This window comes from Streptomyces sp. NPDC091281 (assembly GCF_044757425.1).
GTDB lineage: Bacteria > Actinomycetota > Actinomycetes > Streptomycetales > Streptomycetaceae > Streptomyces.
In genome coordinates this window covers 400860-415485 of sequence record NZ_JBIVUY010000002.1, presented here as the reverse complement: position 1 = coordinate 415485, position 14626 = coordinate 400860, and the positions used below count along the sequence as shown (strand labels likewise).

Annotated in this window: 11 protein-coding genes; 7 read left to right on the top strand and 4 right to left on the bottom strand. The window is 72.8% G+C overall.

The window, feature by feature from the left end; genetic code table 11:
* Positions 1-24: 24 nt before the first annotated feature.
* Positions 25-1248 (top strand): exodeoxyribonuclease VII large subunit, encoded by a 1224-nt coding sequence (gene xseA / locus ACIQPQ_RS06380; RefSeq protein ID WP_383780153.1) that lies wholly within the window; start codon positions 25-27, stop codon positions 1246-1248.
* Positions 1245-1526 carry an exodeoxyribonuclease VII small subunit gene (locus tag ACIQPQ_RS06375; protein ID WP_401300414.1) on the top strand — a complete coding sequence of 94 codons (282 nt, stop codon included), beginning with the start codon at positions 1245-1247 and terminating at the stop codon, positions 1524-1526. The genes xseA and ACIQPQ_RS06375 overlap by 4 nt, the downstream gene beginning before the upstream one ends.
* A gap of 90 nt (positions 1527-1616) precedes the next feature.
* Here ACIQPQ_RS06375 and ACIQPQ_RS06370 read toward each other — a convergent pair whose 3' ends face one another.
* On the bottom strand, positions 1617-2216 hold the full coding sequence (locus ACIQPQ_RS06370) for a DUF4245 domain-containing protein (protein WP_401300411.1): 600 nt from the start codon (positions 2214-2216) through the stop codon (positions 1617-1619).
* A 131-nt stretch (positions 2217-2347) separates the two neighbouring features.
* Between ACIQPQ_RS06370 and glpX the strand changes: the two genes are divergently transcribed.
* Positions 2348-3382, top strand: coding sequence for a class II fructose-bisphosphatase (gene glpX / locus ACIQPQ_RS06365; protein ID WP_401300408.1), 1035 nt, complete (start codon positions 2348-2350; stop codon positions 3380-3382).
* Between the two features lie 173 nt (positions 3383-3555).
* Here glpX and ACIQPQ_RS06360 read toward each other — a convergent pair whose 3' ends face one another.
* Positions 3556-3957 (bottom strand): WhiB family transcriptional regulator, encoded by a 402-nt coding sequence (locus ACIQPQ_RS06360; protein ID WP_401300405.1) that lies wholly within the window; start codon positions 3955-3957, stop codon positions 3556-3558.
* Between the two features lie 157 nt (positions 3958-4114).
* Positions 4115-4861, bottom strand: coding sequence for a DUF1707 domain-containing protein (locus ACIQPQ_RS06355; RefSeq protein ID WP_383780138.1), 747 nt, complete (start codon positions 4859-4861; stop codon positions 4115-4117).
* Positions 4862-5273: 412 nt separating this feature from the next.
* On the opposite strand from ACIQPQ_RS06355, the gene ACIQPQ_RS06350 reads away from it, so the two are divergent.
* The 4 genes from ACIQPQ_RS06350 (at position 5274) to ACIQPQ_RS06335 (ending at position 11757) form a co-directional block, all read left to right on the top strand.
* On the top strand, positions 5274-6941 hold the full coding sequence (locus ACIQPQ_RS06350; RefSeq protein WP_383780134.1) for a fumarate hydratase: 1668 nt from the start codon (positions 5274-5276) through the stop codon (positions 6939-6941).
* A 214-nt stretch (positions 6942-7155) separates the two neighbouring features.
* Complete coding sequence (locus ACIQPQ_RS06345; protein WP_383780132.1) at positions 7156-8541, top strand: class II fumarate hydratase; 1386 nt, start codon at positions 7156-7158, stop codon at positions 8539-8541.
* A 73-nt stretch (positions 8542-8614) separates the two neighbouring features.
* Entirely contained in the window at positions 8615-9307 is a 693-nt protein-coding gene (locus ACIQPQ_RS06340; RefSeq protein ID WP_401300400.1) for a DUF402 domain-containing protein, read from the top strand.
* 314 nt (positions 9308-9621) lie between these two features.
* Entirely contained in the window at positions 9622-11757 is a 2136-nt protein-coding gene (locus ACIQPQ_RS06335) for a SpoIIE family protein phosphatase (RefSeq protein ID WP_401300397.1), read from the top strand.
* A 134-nt stretch (positions 11758-11891) separates the two neighbouring features.
* On the opposite strand, the gene ACIQPQ_RS06330 is transcribed toward ACIQPQ_RS06335, so the two are convergent.
* Complete coding sequence (locus ACIQPQ_RS06330) at positions 11892-14348, bottom strand: transglycosylase domain-containing protein (RefSeq protein WP_401300395.1); 2457 nt, start codon at positions 14346-14348, stop codon at positions 11892-11894.
* Positions 14349-14626 lie beyond the last annotated feature (278 nt).

The following is a 14626-nucleotide window of genomic DNA, read 5'->3' as shown; positions in this document are numbered from 1 at the left end:
GCGGGGGCCACTACGCTCGCGGACATGGCTCTCAACACGTCCGCCGAGACCCCGCTGCCCGTCGGCGAGGTCTCGCGGCTCATCGGGGGGTGGATCGACCGGCTCGGCGCGGTGTGGGTCGAGGGGCAGATCACCCAGCTCTCACGGCGTCCGGGCGCGGGCGTGGTGTTCCTGACGCTGCGCGACCCGTCGCGGGACATCTCGGTGGGCGTGACCTGCTTCCGGCAGGTGTTCGACGCGGTCGCGGACGTCGTCGGGGAGGGCGCGCGGGTCGTCGTGCACGCCAAACCGGAGTGGTACGCGCCGCGCGGGCAGCTGTCCCTGCGGGCCGTGGAGATACGGCCGGTGGGCGTCGGGGAGCTGCTGGCGCGGCTGGAGCAGCTGAAGAAGACGCTGGCGGCGGAGGGGCTGTTCGCGCTCGACCGGAAGCGACCGCTGCCGTTCCTGCCGCAGCTGATCGGGCTGGTGTGCGGGCGGGCCTCGGCGGCCGAGCGGGACGTGCTGGAGAACGCCCGGCACCGCTGGCCCGCCGTCCGCTTCGAGGTGCGCAACGTGCCGGTGCAGGGCGTGCACGCGGTGGCGCAGGTGGTCCAGGCGGTGCGGGAGCTGGACGCGCTGCCGGAGGTGGACGTCATCGTCGTGGCGCGGGGCGGCGGCAGCGTCGAGGACCTGCTGCCGTTCTCCGACGAGCAGTTGGTGCGCGCGGTGGCGGCCTGCCGGACGCCGGTGGTGTCGGCGATCGGGCACGAGCCGGACACGCCGCTGCTGGACCTGGTGGCCGACCTGCGGGCCTCCACGCCGACCGACGCCGCGAAGAAGGTGGTGCCGGACGTCGGGGAGGAGCTGGAGCGGGTGCGGATGCTGCGTGGGCGGGCCCGACGGTGCGTGGAGGGGTTCGTGGAGCGGGAGGAGCGGGGTCTGGCGCACGCGCTCGCCCGGCCGGTGATACAGGACCCGCACCGGATGATCGACGAGCGGGCGGACCATGTCGCCTCGCTGGTCGGGCGTTCCCGCCGCACCCTGGGCCATCTCCTGGACCGCGCGGACTCGGAGCTGACGCACACGCACGCCCGCGTGGTCGCGCTGTCCCCGGCGGCGACGCTGAAACGGGGGTACGCCGTGCTCCAGCGGGCCGACGGGCATGTGGTGCGGGACCCGGCGGAGGTGTCGGGGGACGAGGTGTTGCGCGCGCGGGTCGCCGCGGGCGAGTTCACGGTACGAGTCGACGAGCAGGGGTCGGACGCATGACGAGCAGGACGGACGAGGCGGCACCGGGGTACGAGCAGGCGCGGGACGAGCTGATCGACGTCGTCCGCCGCCTGGAGGCCGGGGGTACGTCGCTGGAGGAGTCCCTCGCGCTGTGGGAGCGCGGGGAGGAGCTGGCCAAGGTGTGCCGGCGCTGGCTGGAGGGCGCCCGCGCCCGCCTGGACGCGGCCCTCGCCGAGGAGGAGTCCGGGGACGCGGACGGTGACGCGGCGAGAGCGGAGGGGGCTGGAGGAACGGGAGCCTCGGGAGCCGCGGAGTAGGTCCGGTCGGCCCCGCTCCCCCGGTCGGCCCCGGGCTCGGCCCCGCTTCCCTGTCCGCGCCGTCGCGCCCTGGCGCCGTCGCGCGGTCCGTCAGGCCGGGTCCGCCGCGGGGGCCGCCGATCCGGCGGCCGGGGTCGGTGACGGGTCGGTGGGGGCCTCCGACTGCTGGAGGGCGCCCGCCATCTCGGCGAGCCGCTCGAAAGAGGCGGTGCCCGCGACGACCGTGGTGGCGCCGCCGGGCTCCTCGCGGACCAGCGCGTCGTAGCGGCCGCCGGTCCAGCGGGTCCAGGTCCGGTCGCCGATCCGCTCGGTCCGCTCCGTCGCGCGGGCGCCCTGGCTGGCGTCGTCGACGAACTGCGAGCGCTTCTGCGTGGACTGCTCGACGGCGACGTACTCCCCGTCAGGGGCGTGGAAGCCGAGGTGCCAGGAGTCGAACTGGGCGCCGTCGAAGCGCACCGAGGTCGCCTTCCACGTCGAGGGCAGGCCCTCGGGGGCGGCGACCGCGTACGAGGCCGCGCGGCGGGCCGTCAGCAGCTCCACGCGGTAGTCGACCGTCCTGACCTCCGGCTCGGTGTCGTCGTGCGGGATGAAGAGGTACATCACCACTCCGGCGACCATGATCAGGCCCAGGGACAGCACCATGTCCCGGACCGACTGGGCCGTGCCCTTCTTGCCATTCGCTCCTGCCACGCCCCCTATCGTCGCAGGTGCCTCCGGCGCTCATCCGTGGGGTCCCCTGCTCATTTTGTCGGACGGACGATAGAGTCGGTTCGAACTCCCATCCGGCCGTCGTCGTATCTCAGTCAGAAAGGTGCGCTCCGATGACCGAGCACCATCACCTGCCGTCCGAACTCGATGTGCCTTCCGAGGCCCCCGACCGCAACCTCGCCCTGGAACTCGTGCGGGTGACCGAGGCGGCGGCGATGGCCGCGGGCCGCTGGGTCGGCCGGGGCGACAAGAACGGCGCCGACGGTGCCGCGGTGCGGGCCATGCGCACCCTGGTCTCCACCGTGTCGATGAACGGCGTGGTGGTCATCGGCGAGGGCGAGAAGGACGAGGCGCCGATGCTGTTCAACGGCGAGCGCGTCGGGGACGGGTCGGGTCCCGAGGTCGACATCGCCGTGGACCCCATCGACGGCACCACGCTCACCGCGAAGGGCATGCCGAACGCGATCGCCGTCCTGGCGGCCACCGAGCGGGGCGCGATGTTCGACCCGTCCGCCGTGTTCTACATGGACAAGCTGGTCACCGGCCCCGAGGCCGCCGACTTCGTCGACATCGACGCCCCGGTCGCGGTCAACATCCGCCGGGTCGCCAAGGCGAAGCGGCGCACCCCCGAGGACGTCACCGTCGTCATCCTGGACCGGCCGCGGCACGAGGGGATCATCGAGGAGATCCGGGCGACCGGCGCGCGCATCAAGCTGATCTCGGACGGCGACGTCGCCGGTTCGATCCTGGCGCTGCGCGAGGGCACCGGCATCGACCTGCTGCTCGGCATCGGCGGCACCCCCGAGGGGATCATCTCGGCCTGTGCCGTGCGGTGCCTGGGCGGCGTGATCCAGGGCAAGCTCTGGCCGAAGGACGACGAGGAGCGGCAGCGGGCGGTGGACGCCGGTCACGACCTGGACCGGGTGCTGACCACGGAGGACCTGGTGACCGGGGAGAACGTCTTCTTCGTCGCCACCGGCATCACCGACGGCGAGCTGCTGCGCGGGGTGCGCTACCGCTCGGAGACCGCGGTCACCGACTCGATCGTGATGCGGTCGAAGTCGGGCACGGTCCGCCGGATCGACTCCGAGCACCGGCTGAGCAAGCTGCGGGCCTACAGCGCGATCGACTTCGACCGCGCGAAGTAGGCACCCCTGGGTGCGGGGACGACCGCGGGCCGGATGCGGCCGGCCCGCGGTGTCCCGCACCCCCTGGGGGCGTGCTCCCGGTGCGGTCCGGCGTCCCGCCGACCGGCACCGGGGCTCCCCCGGCGGCAGGAAGGGCGCCCCCGGTGCGGTGGGGGCGCCCTTCGTCGTGTCCGTCAGCCCGCGGCGGCTATGCGGTCCGCCGCCCTGGCCGCCTTCTTCAGTTCGACGTCGCGACGGCGGCGGCGGGCGAGCACCACGCGGCGCTCGGCGGCGGTGAGGCCGCCCCAGACGCCGTAGGGCTCGGGCTGGAGCAGGGCGTGCTCGCGGCACTCGACCATGACCGGACAGCCCCCGCAGACGCGCTTGGCCGCCTCCTCACGGGAGAGCCGGGCCGCGGTGGGCTCCTTGGAGGGGGCGAAGAACAGGCCCGCCTCGTCGCGGCGGCAGACGGCCTCGGTGTGCCAGGGCGCGTCCTGGTCCCGCTCCCGGGTCCCCTCCCGGTCGCTCTGTCGCGCCGGTGACCGCTGGGCCGGGACGGCAGCGACCTGCACGGACGAATGCGGGGGTTGCAGCACGGTCCACTCCTGACGACGGCTTCGCGAGCGAGAGACGATGCAGCAAGCCCTACCCGCTGTGCGCGCGCCTATGCACTGAGTTCCCAAGCGCGGGATTACGGGGATTCCTGCGCGGTCGCGTGCGGTGCCCCGCCGGACACGGCCCGGCCCGGCCGGTTCAGCCGTGCCGGTCGAGCTTGCGCTGGAGGCGGTCCTCCACCTTGCGCTGGACGCGGTCGAGGATGTCGGCCACGAGTCTGCCGCGCTTGGGGCGGGCCTCGATGTTGCCGAGGACGGCCCAGCCGTCGACGTAGACCACGGGGGCGTCCGGTTCGGGCGAGTCCAGGGTGACCACCTCGAAGTTGCCGAGGACGCCCGCTCCGGTGCCGCGCAGCGACACGTTCTCCGGGACGCGGATCTCGACGTTGCCGAAGACGGAGACCGCGCGGACGACGACCTGCTGGTACTCGAAGAGCGCCTGGCTGAGGTCGATCTCCACGCTGCCGAAGATCGCGTACGCGTGGATGCGGCGGCCCGCGCGCCAGCGGCCCTTGCGGACGGAGCTGCTGAAGACCGCGATCAGGTTGTCGTCGGGGTCGGCGGGGACGGCGCCCGGGGTCGGGCGGTTGGGCGCCGAGGCGGGCCGGGCGGGCGTCGCGCGCAGCGGTCCGTGCGGGTCGTGGGCGGCGGGCAGGTCCCGGATGAACACGTCCAGCTCGCCGACCGTCTTCGCGGCGAGCACGCCCTCGACCCGCTCGGCGTGCTCGTCGGCGGTGAGGCGGCCCTCGCCCAGGGCCTCGCGCAGGATGTCGGCGACGCGGTCACGGTCGGCGTCCGAGGCGCGCAGCTCGCTCGCGGCGGCGCGCGGCCCGGTCGGTGGCTGGGGGTCCACGGCTCGGCTGTCGGCCTGCTTCTCAAGGTCCACGGCAGCAGCGTACCGAAACGCGATAGAACGCGATACCCCCTGCGCCGGACCTGTGGACAACGGCCTGTGGACAGCTTCTCCGAGCGGGGCTCCGGGAGGCGGCGTCCGGCGGCCGTGGCACCGGCAGCGCCCCCGGCGAGGGTCCGGGCGGCGGTCTGGGCGGCGGTCCCGGCAGCGGCCTCGACGGAGACCCAGGACGACGCCCCGGAGAGGAGGCCCCCACGGCAACTCCCGTGCCCCCGGCCCCCGGTGCCTCCCCGGTGCCTCCTCCGGCGCCGACGGAGGACCAAGTGAGCCTTACCTCACCAGCCGGGGCGGTCGGGCACGTCCTACGCTGGTGGGCGCTGCCAATGGATGCCAGCCGCGCCGCCTGTCGAGTGAGGCGCCGTCTGCCGAGTGAGGAATGGGCGAGATGCCTGAGTTCGCGTACACCGATCTGCTCCCGATGGGAGAGGACACCACCCCGTACCGGCTGGTGACCTCCGAGGGTGTCTCCACCTTCGAGGCCGACGGGCGGACCTTCCTCAAGGTGGAGCCGGAGGCGCTGCGGCGGCTCGCCGCCGAGGCGATCCACGACATCCAGCACTACCTGCGCCCCGCCCACCTCGCGCAGCTGCGGCGCATCATCGACGACCCCGAGGCGTCGGCCAACGACAAGTTCGTCGCGCTCGACCTGCTGAAGAACGCCAACATCGCCGCCGCGGGCGTGCTGCCGATGTGCCAGGACACCGGTACGGCGATCGTCATGGGCAAGCGCGGCCAGAACGTGCTGACGGCCGGCGGCGACGAGGCCGCGCTCAGCCGGGGTGTGTACGACGCCTACAAGAACCTCAACCTGCGCTACTCGCAGATGGCTCCGCTCACCATGTGGGAGGAGAAGAACACCGGCTCCAACCTCCCCGCGCAGATCGAGCTGTACGCGACCGACGGCGGCGCCTACAAGTTCCTCTTCATGGCCAAGGGCGGCGGCTCGGCCAACAAGTCGTTCCTCTACCAGGAGACGAAGGCCGTCCTCAACGAGGCCTCCATGATGAAGTTCCTGGAGGAGAAGATCCGCTCCCTGGGGACGGCCGCCTGCCCGCCGTACCACCTCGCGATCGTCGTCGGCGGCACGTCCGCCGAGTACGCGCTGAAGACCGCCAAGTACGCCTCCGCGCACTACCTCGACGAGATCCCCGCCGAGGGGTCGCCGCTCGGGCACGGGTTCCGCGACAAGGAGCTGGAGGAGAAGGTCTTCGAGCTGACCCAGCGGATCGGGATCGGCGCGCAGTTCGGCGGCAAGTACTTCTGCCACGACGTGCGCGTGGTGCGGCTGCCCCGGCACGGCGCGTCCTGCCCCGTCGCCATCGCCGTGTCCTGCTCCGCCGACCGGCAGGCCGTCGCGAAGATCACCGCCGAGGGCGTCTTCCTGGAGCAGTTGGAGACCGACCCGGCGCGGTTCCTGCCCGACACCACCGACGAGCACCTCGACGAGTCCGGGGACGTCGTGCGGATCGACCTCAACCAGCCGATGGACGACATCCTCGCCGAGCTGACCAAGTACCCCGTGAAGACGCGGCTGTCGCTGTCCGGGCCGCTGGTCGTGGCGCGGGACATCGCGCACGCCAAGATCAAGGAGCGGCTGGACGCGGGCGAGGAGATGCCGCAGTACCTCAAGGACCACCCGGTGTACTACGCCGGGCCCGCGAAGACGCCCGAGGGGTACGCGTCCGGGTCGTTCGGGCCGACCACGGCGGGGCGGATGGACTCGTACGTGGCGCAGTTCCAGGCGGCGGGCGGGTCGAAGGTGATGCTCGCGAAGGGGAACCGGTCGCAGCAGGTCACCGATGCGTGCGGGGCGCACGGGGGGTTCTATCTCGGGTCGATCGGGGGGCCCGCGGCGCGGCTCGCGCAGGACTGCATCAAGAAGGTCGAGGTCGTGGAGTACGAGGAGTTGGGGATGGAGGCGGTGTGGCGGATCGAGGTGGAGGACTTTCCGGCGTTCGTCGTGGTCGACGACAAGGGGAATGATTTCTTCCGGGACCCGGCGCCCGCGCCTACGTTCACCTCGATTCCGGTGCGGGGGGCTGGGCTCGCGTAGGGGCGCGCCCAGCGGCGGGGAGCGGTCTCGCCCCCGCCGCCCCTTCCCGTCCCGAACCTGGGGGCTGCCGCCCCCAGACCCCCGCTTTCGGCCCTGGACGGGCCTCGTCCTCAAACTCCCCCAGAGGGGGGACCCCCAGACGGGCTGCTGGAGGACGGGCTGAAACGACCTGCGCCGGAGGAACAACCGCGGCCCCCCGTTCGCTGTACCCGGCATGAGCGAATTCCGTATCGAGCATGACTCCATGGGTGAGGTCCGCGTACCGGCGGACGCCAAGTGGCGGGCGCAGACGCAGCGGGCCGTGGAGAACTTCCCGGTGTCGGGGCAGCGGATCGAGCGGGCGCACATCGAGGCGCTGGCGCGGATCAAGGGGGCCGCGGCCAAAGTGAACGCCGAGTTGGGCGTGCTCGACAAGGAGGTGGCCGAGGCGATCCAGGAGGCCGCCGCCGAGGTCGCGGAGGGGCGGTGGGACGAGCACTTCCCGGTGGACGTGTTCCAGACCGGGTCGGGGACCTCGTCCAACATGAACACCAACGAGGTCATCGCCACCCTCGCCACCGAGCGGCTCGGGCGGGACGTGCACCCCAACGACCACGTCAACGCCTCGCAGTCCTCCAACGACGTCTTCCCCTCCTCGATCCACATCGCGGCCACCGCCGCCGTCACCCGCGACCTCGTGCCCGCCCTGGAGCACCTGGCCGAGGCGCTGGAGCGGAAGGCCGCGGAGTTCGCCGACGTGGTGAAGTCGGGGCGGACGCACCTCATGGACGCCACGCCCGTCACGCTGGGGCAGGAGTTCGGCGGGTACGCGGCGCAGGTGCGGTACGGGGTGGAGCGGCTGCACGCCTCGCTCCCCCGGCTCGCCGAGCTGCCGCTGGGCGGCACCGCCGTCGGCACCGGCATCAACACCCCGCCCGGGTTCTCCGCGGCCGTCATCCAGGAGGTGGCCCGCGCGACGGGGCTGCCGCTGACCGAGGCCCGCGACCACTTCGAGGCGCAGGGCGCGCGCGACGGCGTCGTGGAGACCAGCGGGCAGCTGCGGACGATCGCCGTGGGGCTGACCAAGATCGCCAACGACCTGCGGTGGATGGCGTCGGGGCCGCGGACCGGGCTCGCCGAGATCAGCCTGCCCGACCTCCAGCCGGGCTCGTCGATCATGCCGGGCAAGGTCAACCCGGTGATCCCGGAGGCCGTCCTGATGGTCGCCGCCCAGGTCGTCGGCAACGACGCCACCGTGGCGACGGCGGGCGCGGCCGGGAACTTCGAGCTGAACGTGATGCTCCCGGTGATCGCCAAGAACGTTCTGGAGTCGGTCCGGCTGCTGGCCAACGTCTCCCGGCTGCTCGCCGACCGCACCGTCGACGGCGTCGTGGCGCACCGCGAGCGCGCCCGCGAGTACGCCGAGTCCTCCCCGTCCGTGGTCACCCCGCTCAACAAGTACATCGGCTACGAGGAGGCCGCCAAGGTCGCCAAGAAGGCCCTCGCCGAGCGGACGACGATCCGGCAGACGGTGCTCGACGGCGGCTACGTGGAGCGCGGCGACCTGACGGTCGAACAGCTCGACGAGGCGCTGGATGTCCTGCGGATGACACGCCCGTGACCTTTCCGCCCCGGGCGTGAGAACCGTGACGCGCGCCGCAGCGTCGTATGCGTGTGGCACCTAATATCTGTCCATGGCAGACGGCGGAGCGGTGAGGCGCGTGGGAACGGGCGGCGCGACGGGCTTCTGGCGGCCCGGGGACCACATCCTGTGGCGGTACCGGGAGAACGGCGGCGAGGTCTTCCACATCGTCCGGCCGGTCACCGTCGTCCGCGACGACGCCGACCTGCTCGCGGTGTGGATGGCCCCCGGCACCCGGTGCGTCAAGCCGGTGCTCGCCGACGGCACCCCGCTGCACCAGGAGCCCCTCGTCACCCGCTACACCAAGCCGCGCACGGTGGTCGTGGACCGCTGGTTCGGCACCGGTGTGCTGAAGCTGGCCCGGCCCGGCGAGCCGTGGTCGGTGTGGCTGTTCTGGGAACCGGGCTGGCAGTTCAAGAACTGGTACGTCAACCTCGAGGAACCGCTCGCCCGCCGGGACGGCGCGGTGGACTCCGAGGACCACTTCCTCGACCTGTGCGTCTTCCCCGACCGTTCCTGGGGCTGGCGCGACGAGGACGAGTTCGCGCAGGCCCAGCAGGACGGCCTGATGGACGCCGACGTGGCCGAACAGGTCCGGGAGGCTGGCCGGGCCGCCGTGGAGGTGGTGCGCGCCTGGGGGTCCCCGTTCGCGGACGGCTGGGAGAACTGGCGCCCGGACCCGTCCTGGGCCGTACCGTTGCTGCCGGAGGACTGGGACCGGACAGCCGCGCGGCTGTCCACATGAGACTCTTGATGCGCCCCCGGGCGACAACCGTAGGATCGTCCTCCGCGCGGGCGCATCAACCGCAACTCCCGGAGTGCACACCGGGTCTGACCGAACGTCACCGAGGGGCGGCAGGACGTGAGCGAGGGGTACGAGAGCACCACGGGCAGGGCCGGAGCAGGCCCCGGCCGCCGCGCCCCGTGCACCGGCGGCACAGGAACAGCCTCTGACCACGCGGGAATTCCGTTCCGGGGACACGCATTCCGGGTATCGGGTTCTCTGCGGGACCAACTGCGCGCGCGGCGCGCAGCCCCGGACGGACGGATTCGACACGCGTGACGGAGCAGCCCACCTCCTTCGACCGCCCCCAGGGCGTGGACCCCACGGACCCCCGCGGGGCGTCTCCGCGTACCCCGGCACCGGGGGCCACCGCCTTACCTCCCGCCTCTCCCGCCGCCGCACAGGCCCGTACCGAGGGCACGCCCGGCGCCGCGGCGCCGGGCCCGGCCGCGGCGGAGGGCTCCGGAGCGGGCGGCAAGCGAAAGGATTCGGCCGTGTCGTCCGACGCCGAGCACTCCCAGCCGGTGTCGGCGGCCGCCGAGGCCGACACGCACCGGCCCCGTCCCGTACCCGAGGGCATCCCGCTCCAGCCGGGCGCCGAGTCACGGGCCGCCGAGCGCGGCCCGGACGCGCGCGAACGGCGGACCGGGCAGTCGCCCGCGTCCGGCCGCCCCACGCCCATGCGGCGCGACGGGGACCGGCTGCGCTTCGTGGGCGCCGCCACCCGGCGGATCGCCCGCGGCCTGGACCTCGACGAGATCGTGATGGGGCTGTGCCGGGCCACCGTGCCGACCTTCTCCGACGCGATCCTCGTCTACCTGCGCGACCCGCTGCCCGTCGGTGACGAGCGGCCCGCCGCCGACCGTGTCGTGCTGCGGCTGCGGCGCACCGACCGCATCCCCGAGGAGCGCGAGCCCGAGCCGGGCTTCGCGCAACTGGGCCTGCCGCCGCCCGAGACGCCGGAGCTGTCCGAGCTGTCGGCGGCGATCGGCGAGCTGTGCGAGGTGCGGCCCGGCGGGGCGCTCGCGGAGGTGCTGCGCGGGGTGCGCCCGGTGTTCGCGGACACCCCGGCGGCGACGGCCGCGCTGCCCGAACTCCTCGGCGCGGAGAGCCGGCTGGAGATCCCGGGCGGACTGCGGGCGATCCTGGCCCCGCTGCGCGGACGGCGCCGGGTGATCGGCGCCGCCGTCTTCATCCGGCTCCCCGAGCGCATCCCGTTCGAGAACGACGACCTGCTGGTGGCCGCGCAGCTCGCCACCCACAGCGCCCTCGGCATCGACAAGGCGGTGCTGTACGACCGCGAGGCGTACATCGCGGACGAGTTGCAGCGCACCATGCTCCCCGAGCACCTGCCGCGCCCCACCGGTGTCCGGCTGGCGTCCCGCTACCTGCCCGCCGCGGAGACCGCGCGGGTCGGCGGCGACTGGTACGACGCGATCCCGCTGCCGGGCAGCCGGGTGGCGCTGGTGGTCGGGGACGTCATGGGGCACTCCATGACCAGCGCCGCCATCATGGGCCAGCTCCGCACGACCGCGCAGACCCTCGCGGGCCTCGACCTGCCGCCGCAGGAGGTGCTGCACCACCTCGACGAGCAGGCGCAGCGCCTGGGCAGCGACCGCATGGCGACCTGCCTGTACGCGGTGTACGACCCGGTCTCGCACCGCATCACCATCGCCAACGCGGGCCATCCCCCGCCCGTGCTGCTGCACTTGGGCGGCCGGGCCGAGGTGCTGCGGGTGCCGCCGGGCGCGCCGATCGGGGTCGGCGGGGTCGACTTCGAGGCCGTCGAGCTGGACGCGCCCGCCGGGGCCACCCTGCTGCTCTACACCGACGGCCTGGTGGAGTCCCGGCTGCGGGACGTGGCGACCGGGATAGAGCAGTTGCGGGAGAAGCTCGCCGCGACCGCGCAGCTCACCGGGCCCGACCATCCGCCGCCGCTGGAGGCGCTCTGCGACGAGGTGCTCGACATGCTCGGTCCGGGCGACCGGGACGACGACATCGCGCTCCTCGCCGCCCGCTTCGACGGGATCGCGCCGAACGACGTCGCGTACTGGTTCCTGGAGCCGGAGGACGCGGCGCCGGGCCGGGCCCGGCGGCTCGCGCGGCGGGCGCTGGTCCGCTGGGGCCTGGAGGACATGACGGACGCGGTGGAGCTGCTGGTGAGCGAGGTGGTCACCAACGCCGTGCGGTACGCGACGCGGCCGGTGACGCTGCGGCTGCTGCGCACGGACGTGCTGCGGTGCGAGGTCGGCGACGACGTGCCGCAACTGCCGCGGCTGCGGCAGGCGCGGGCCACCGACGAGGGCGGCCGGGGACTGATCCTGGTCAACCGGCTCGCCCGGCGGTGGGGAGCCACCCGGCTCAGCACCGGCAAGGTCGTGTGGTTCGAGCTGAACCCCGGCCAGGGCTGACACCCACCGGGCCCGTCCGGTCCATGACGGCACCCGATGACAACGTTGGAGAGCGGGACCCGAGAACGGAGAGGGGGCGCCCGGCGGATTCGCCGGGCGCCCCCTCTCCGTCGTACGACGTCGGTGTGCGCGGGTCAGTTCCTGGGGGCCGCCTGCTGGTCGCGCTGCGGCTCCAGCGGGTTCTCCGGTTCCTCCTCCGTGGGCGGCGCCGTCGTGGTCGGCGGCTCCGTCGTCGGTTCCTCCGTCGTCGGCTCGTCCGTCGGCTTCTCGGTGGTCGGCGACTCGGACGGCTTCTCCGACTTCGTGGGCTCCTTCGTGGGCTCCTTGGTGGTCGGCTCCTCCGACGGGGTCTCCGACGGCGACTTCGACGGGCTCGGCGGGGCGGGCTTGCGGACGGCCGCGCCCTGGTCGGTGTCCAGGTCGAACTTGGAGACCTTCTTGGAGACGCCGAACGTGTAGTCCGCCCAGATCCGCGCCGGGAAGCCACCGCCGTTGATCCGGCCCTTGCCGGGGATCTCGCCCGTCGCGCCGGTCAGCGTGACCTGCGGGTGCGGGGGCTTGGCGGACTCGCCGAACAGGCCGACCGAGGTGACCAGGTCCGGGGTGTACGCGGTGAACCAGGCCGACTTGTTGTCGTCGGAGGTGCCCGTCTTGCCCGCGACCTTCTGGCCGTTGCGCCGCGGGTTGTCGCGCACCGAACCCTGCGCCGTACCGTCGTCCACCACTCCGGTGAGCACCGAGGTGACCGAGTCGGCGGCCTCGCGGCTGATGACCTGGCCGCCGATCGGATCGGCGGGCTTCACCGCGTGGGCGCTGTTCTCGACGGCCTTGATGAGGGTCGGGGTGACCTTGCGGCCGTGGTTGTCGAGGGTGGCGTAGACGCCCGCCATCTGGAGCGGGCTGGCGCCCATGGTGCCCAGGGTCTGCGCGGGCACCGCCTTGAGGTCCTGGGTGTCCATGCCGAGGGCGGCGGCGGTCTTCAGGACCTTGTCCATGCCGACGTCCACTCCGAGCTGCGCGAAGACGGAGTTCACGGACTTGTTCATCGCGGTCTGGAGGGGGACCGGGCCGTAGTCGACGTCGTCCTCGTTCTCCGGGGCGAAGCCGATGTCGCTGCCGACGACCGGGCGCTTGCTCGTGCCGTCGTAGACGGTGTCGGCGGTGATCTTCTCGTCGTCCTGGGTGACGGCGCCCTGGTCGAGGGCGGCGGCCAGGATCACCGGCTTGAAGGTGGAGGCGGGCTGGTAGTCGGTGCGGGTGGCGTTGTTGATGTAGTGCTTGGTGTAGTCGACCCCGCCGTACATCGCGACGACCGCGCCCGTCTTCGGGTCCACCGAGGCGGCACCGGCCTGGACGTCGGCGTCGACCTTGCGCTCCTTCGGGTCGAGCTTGCCGGTGAGCTGCTCCTTGACGGAGGCCTGGAGCGCCTTCTGCTTCTTCTTGTCGATGGTGAGCGTGATGTTCCAGCCGCCCGCGTTGACCATCGCCTCGGCCTCCTCGCGGCTCTCGGCGACGCCCTGCGCGACGAGCTGCTTCTCCAGCTCGCTGTTGGCGGCCTTCACGAGGTAGCCGACCTGGCCCTCCTGGCCGGGGGCGGCCTTGGGCTCCTTGATCTCGGGGAACTTCATGCCCGCGCGGTCGGAGGCGTCCAGCCAGTCCTCCTCGACCATGTTGTCGAGGACGTAGTTCCAGCGCTGGGTCACCAGCTTCTTGCCGGTCTCGCTGGCGGTCGACACGTCGTACTGGCTCGGTGCCTGGAGCAGGGCGGCGAGGTAGGCGCCCTGCGGGACGGTGAGCTTGTCGGCGTCGACGCCGTAGTAGGCCTGGGAGGCGGCCTGGATGCCGTAGGCGCCGCGGCCGTAGTAACTGGTGTTGATGTACCCGGCGAGGATGTAGTCCTTGGACTTCTCGCGGTCCAGCTTCAGCGAGATGACCAGTTCCTTGAGCTTGCGGGTGACCGTCTGTTCCTGCGTCAGGTAGTAGTTCTTGACGTACTGCTGGGTGATGGTCGAGCCGCCCTGCGCGCCGCGGCCCAGCACGGTGTTGAGCAGACCGCGGGTGGTGCCCTTGAAGTCGACGCCGGAGTCGTCGTAGAAGGTCTTGTTCTCGGCGGCGACGAAGGTGTGCTGGACGTCCTTGGGGACCTGGGAGAGGTCGACGTTCTCCCGGTTGACGTCGCCGTCGCGGGCCAGGAGCGTGCCGTCGCTGTACTTGTAGACGTTGCTCTGGAGCTGGGCGGCGGCGTTGCCCGCGGGGATCGGGGTCGTCATGTACAGCACGACGAAGGCGCCGATGACGAGCAGGCAGAGGCCGAGGAAGGTGCCGAGCATCTTCTTCCAGGTGAACAGGCGGCGTATTCGGCCGCGTTCGGCCTTCGCGCCCTTGGCGGCTCCCTTGCGGGCGTCGCGGCGCGCGGCGGCGCGGCCGCCCGTGGGCGCCGTGGCGGTCCCTGCGGGGCCCGGCGCGGTGTCCTGTGCGGTGGCCGCCGACCCACTGTGCGTCGCGGGAGCCGTGGGCCGCGGCGGGCGGCTCTTCGGCGCCGAGCGGCGCCCGCCGCGCTGTCGCGCTCGTCTCTCTTCCGCTCGTCCCATGAGTCCGCTCGCTCCGCTTCCTACTCGGCCGTCACACCCGTGTCCAGGGGCAGGTCAGCTCAGAAAACTAACACCGCTCGCTGTGACACAGGGGGGTCCATCGGGGCCCGCGGGGGCGTGAGAATCAGCACCCCGCGCGGCGGAACCGGCGCACCGGTCCACCGGATTCGACGTACGGCGGGGGTTCAGGGTTGCCACGACGGGGTAAAGTGATATCACTTAGATAGAAGCACGCTAGTGCGCGGCCGGTCCGCGCGGAAACGGGGGAGCCCTGTGAG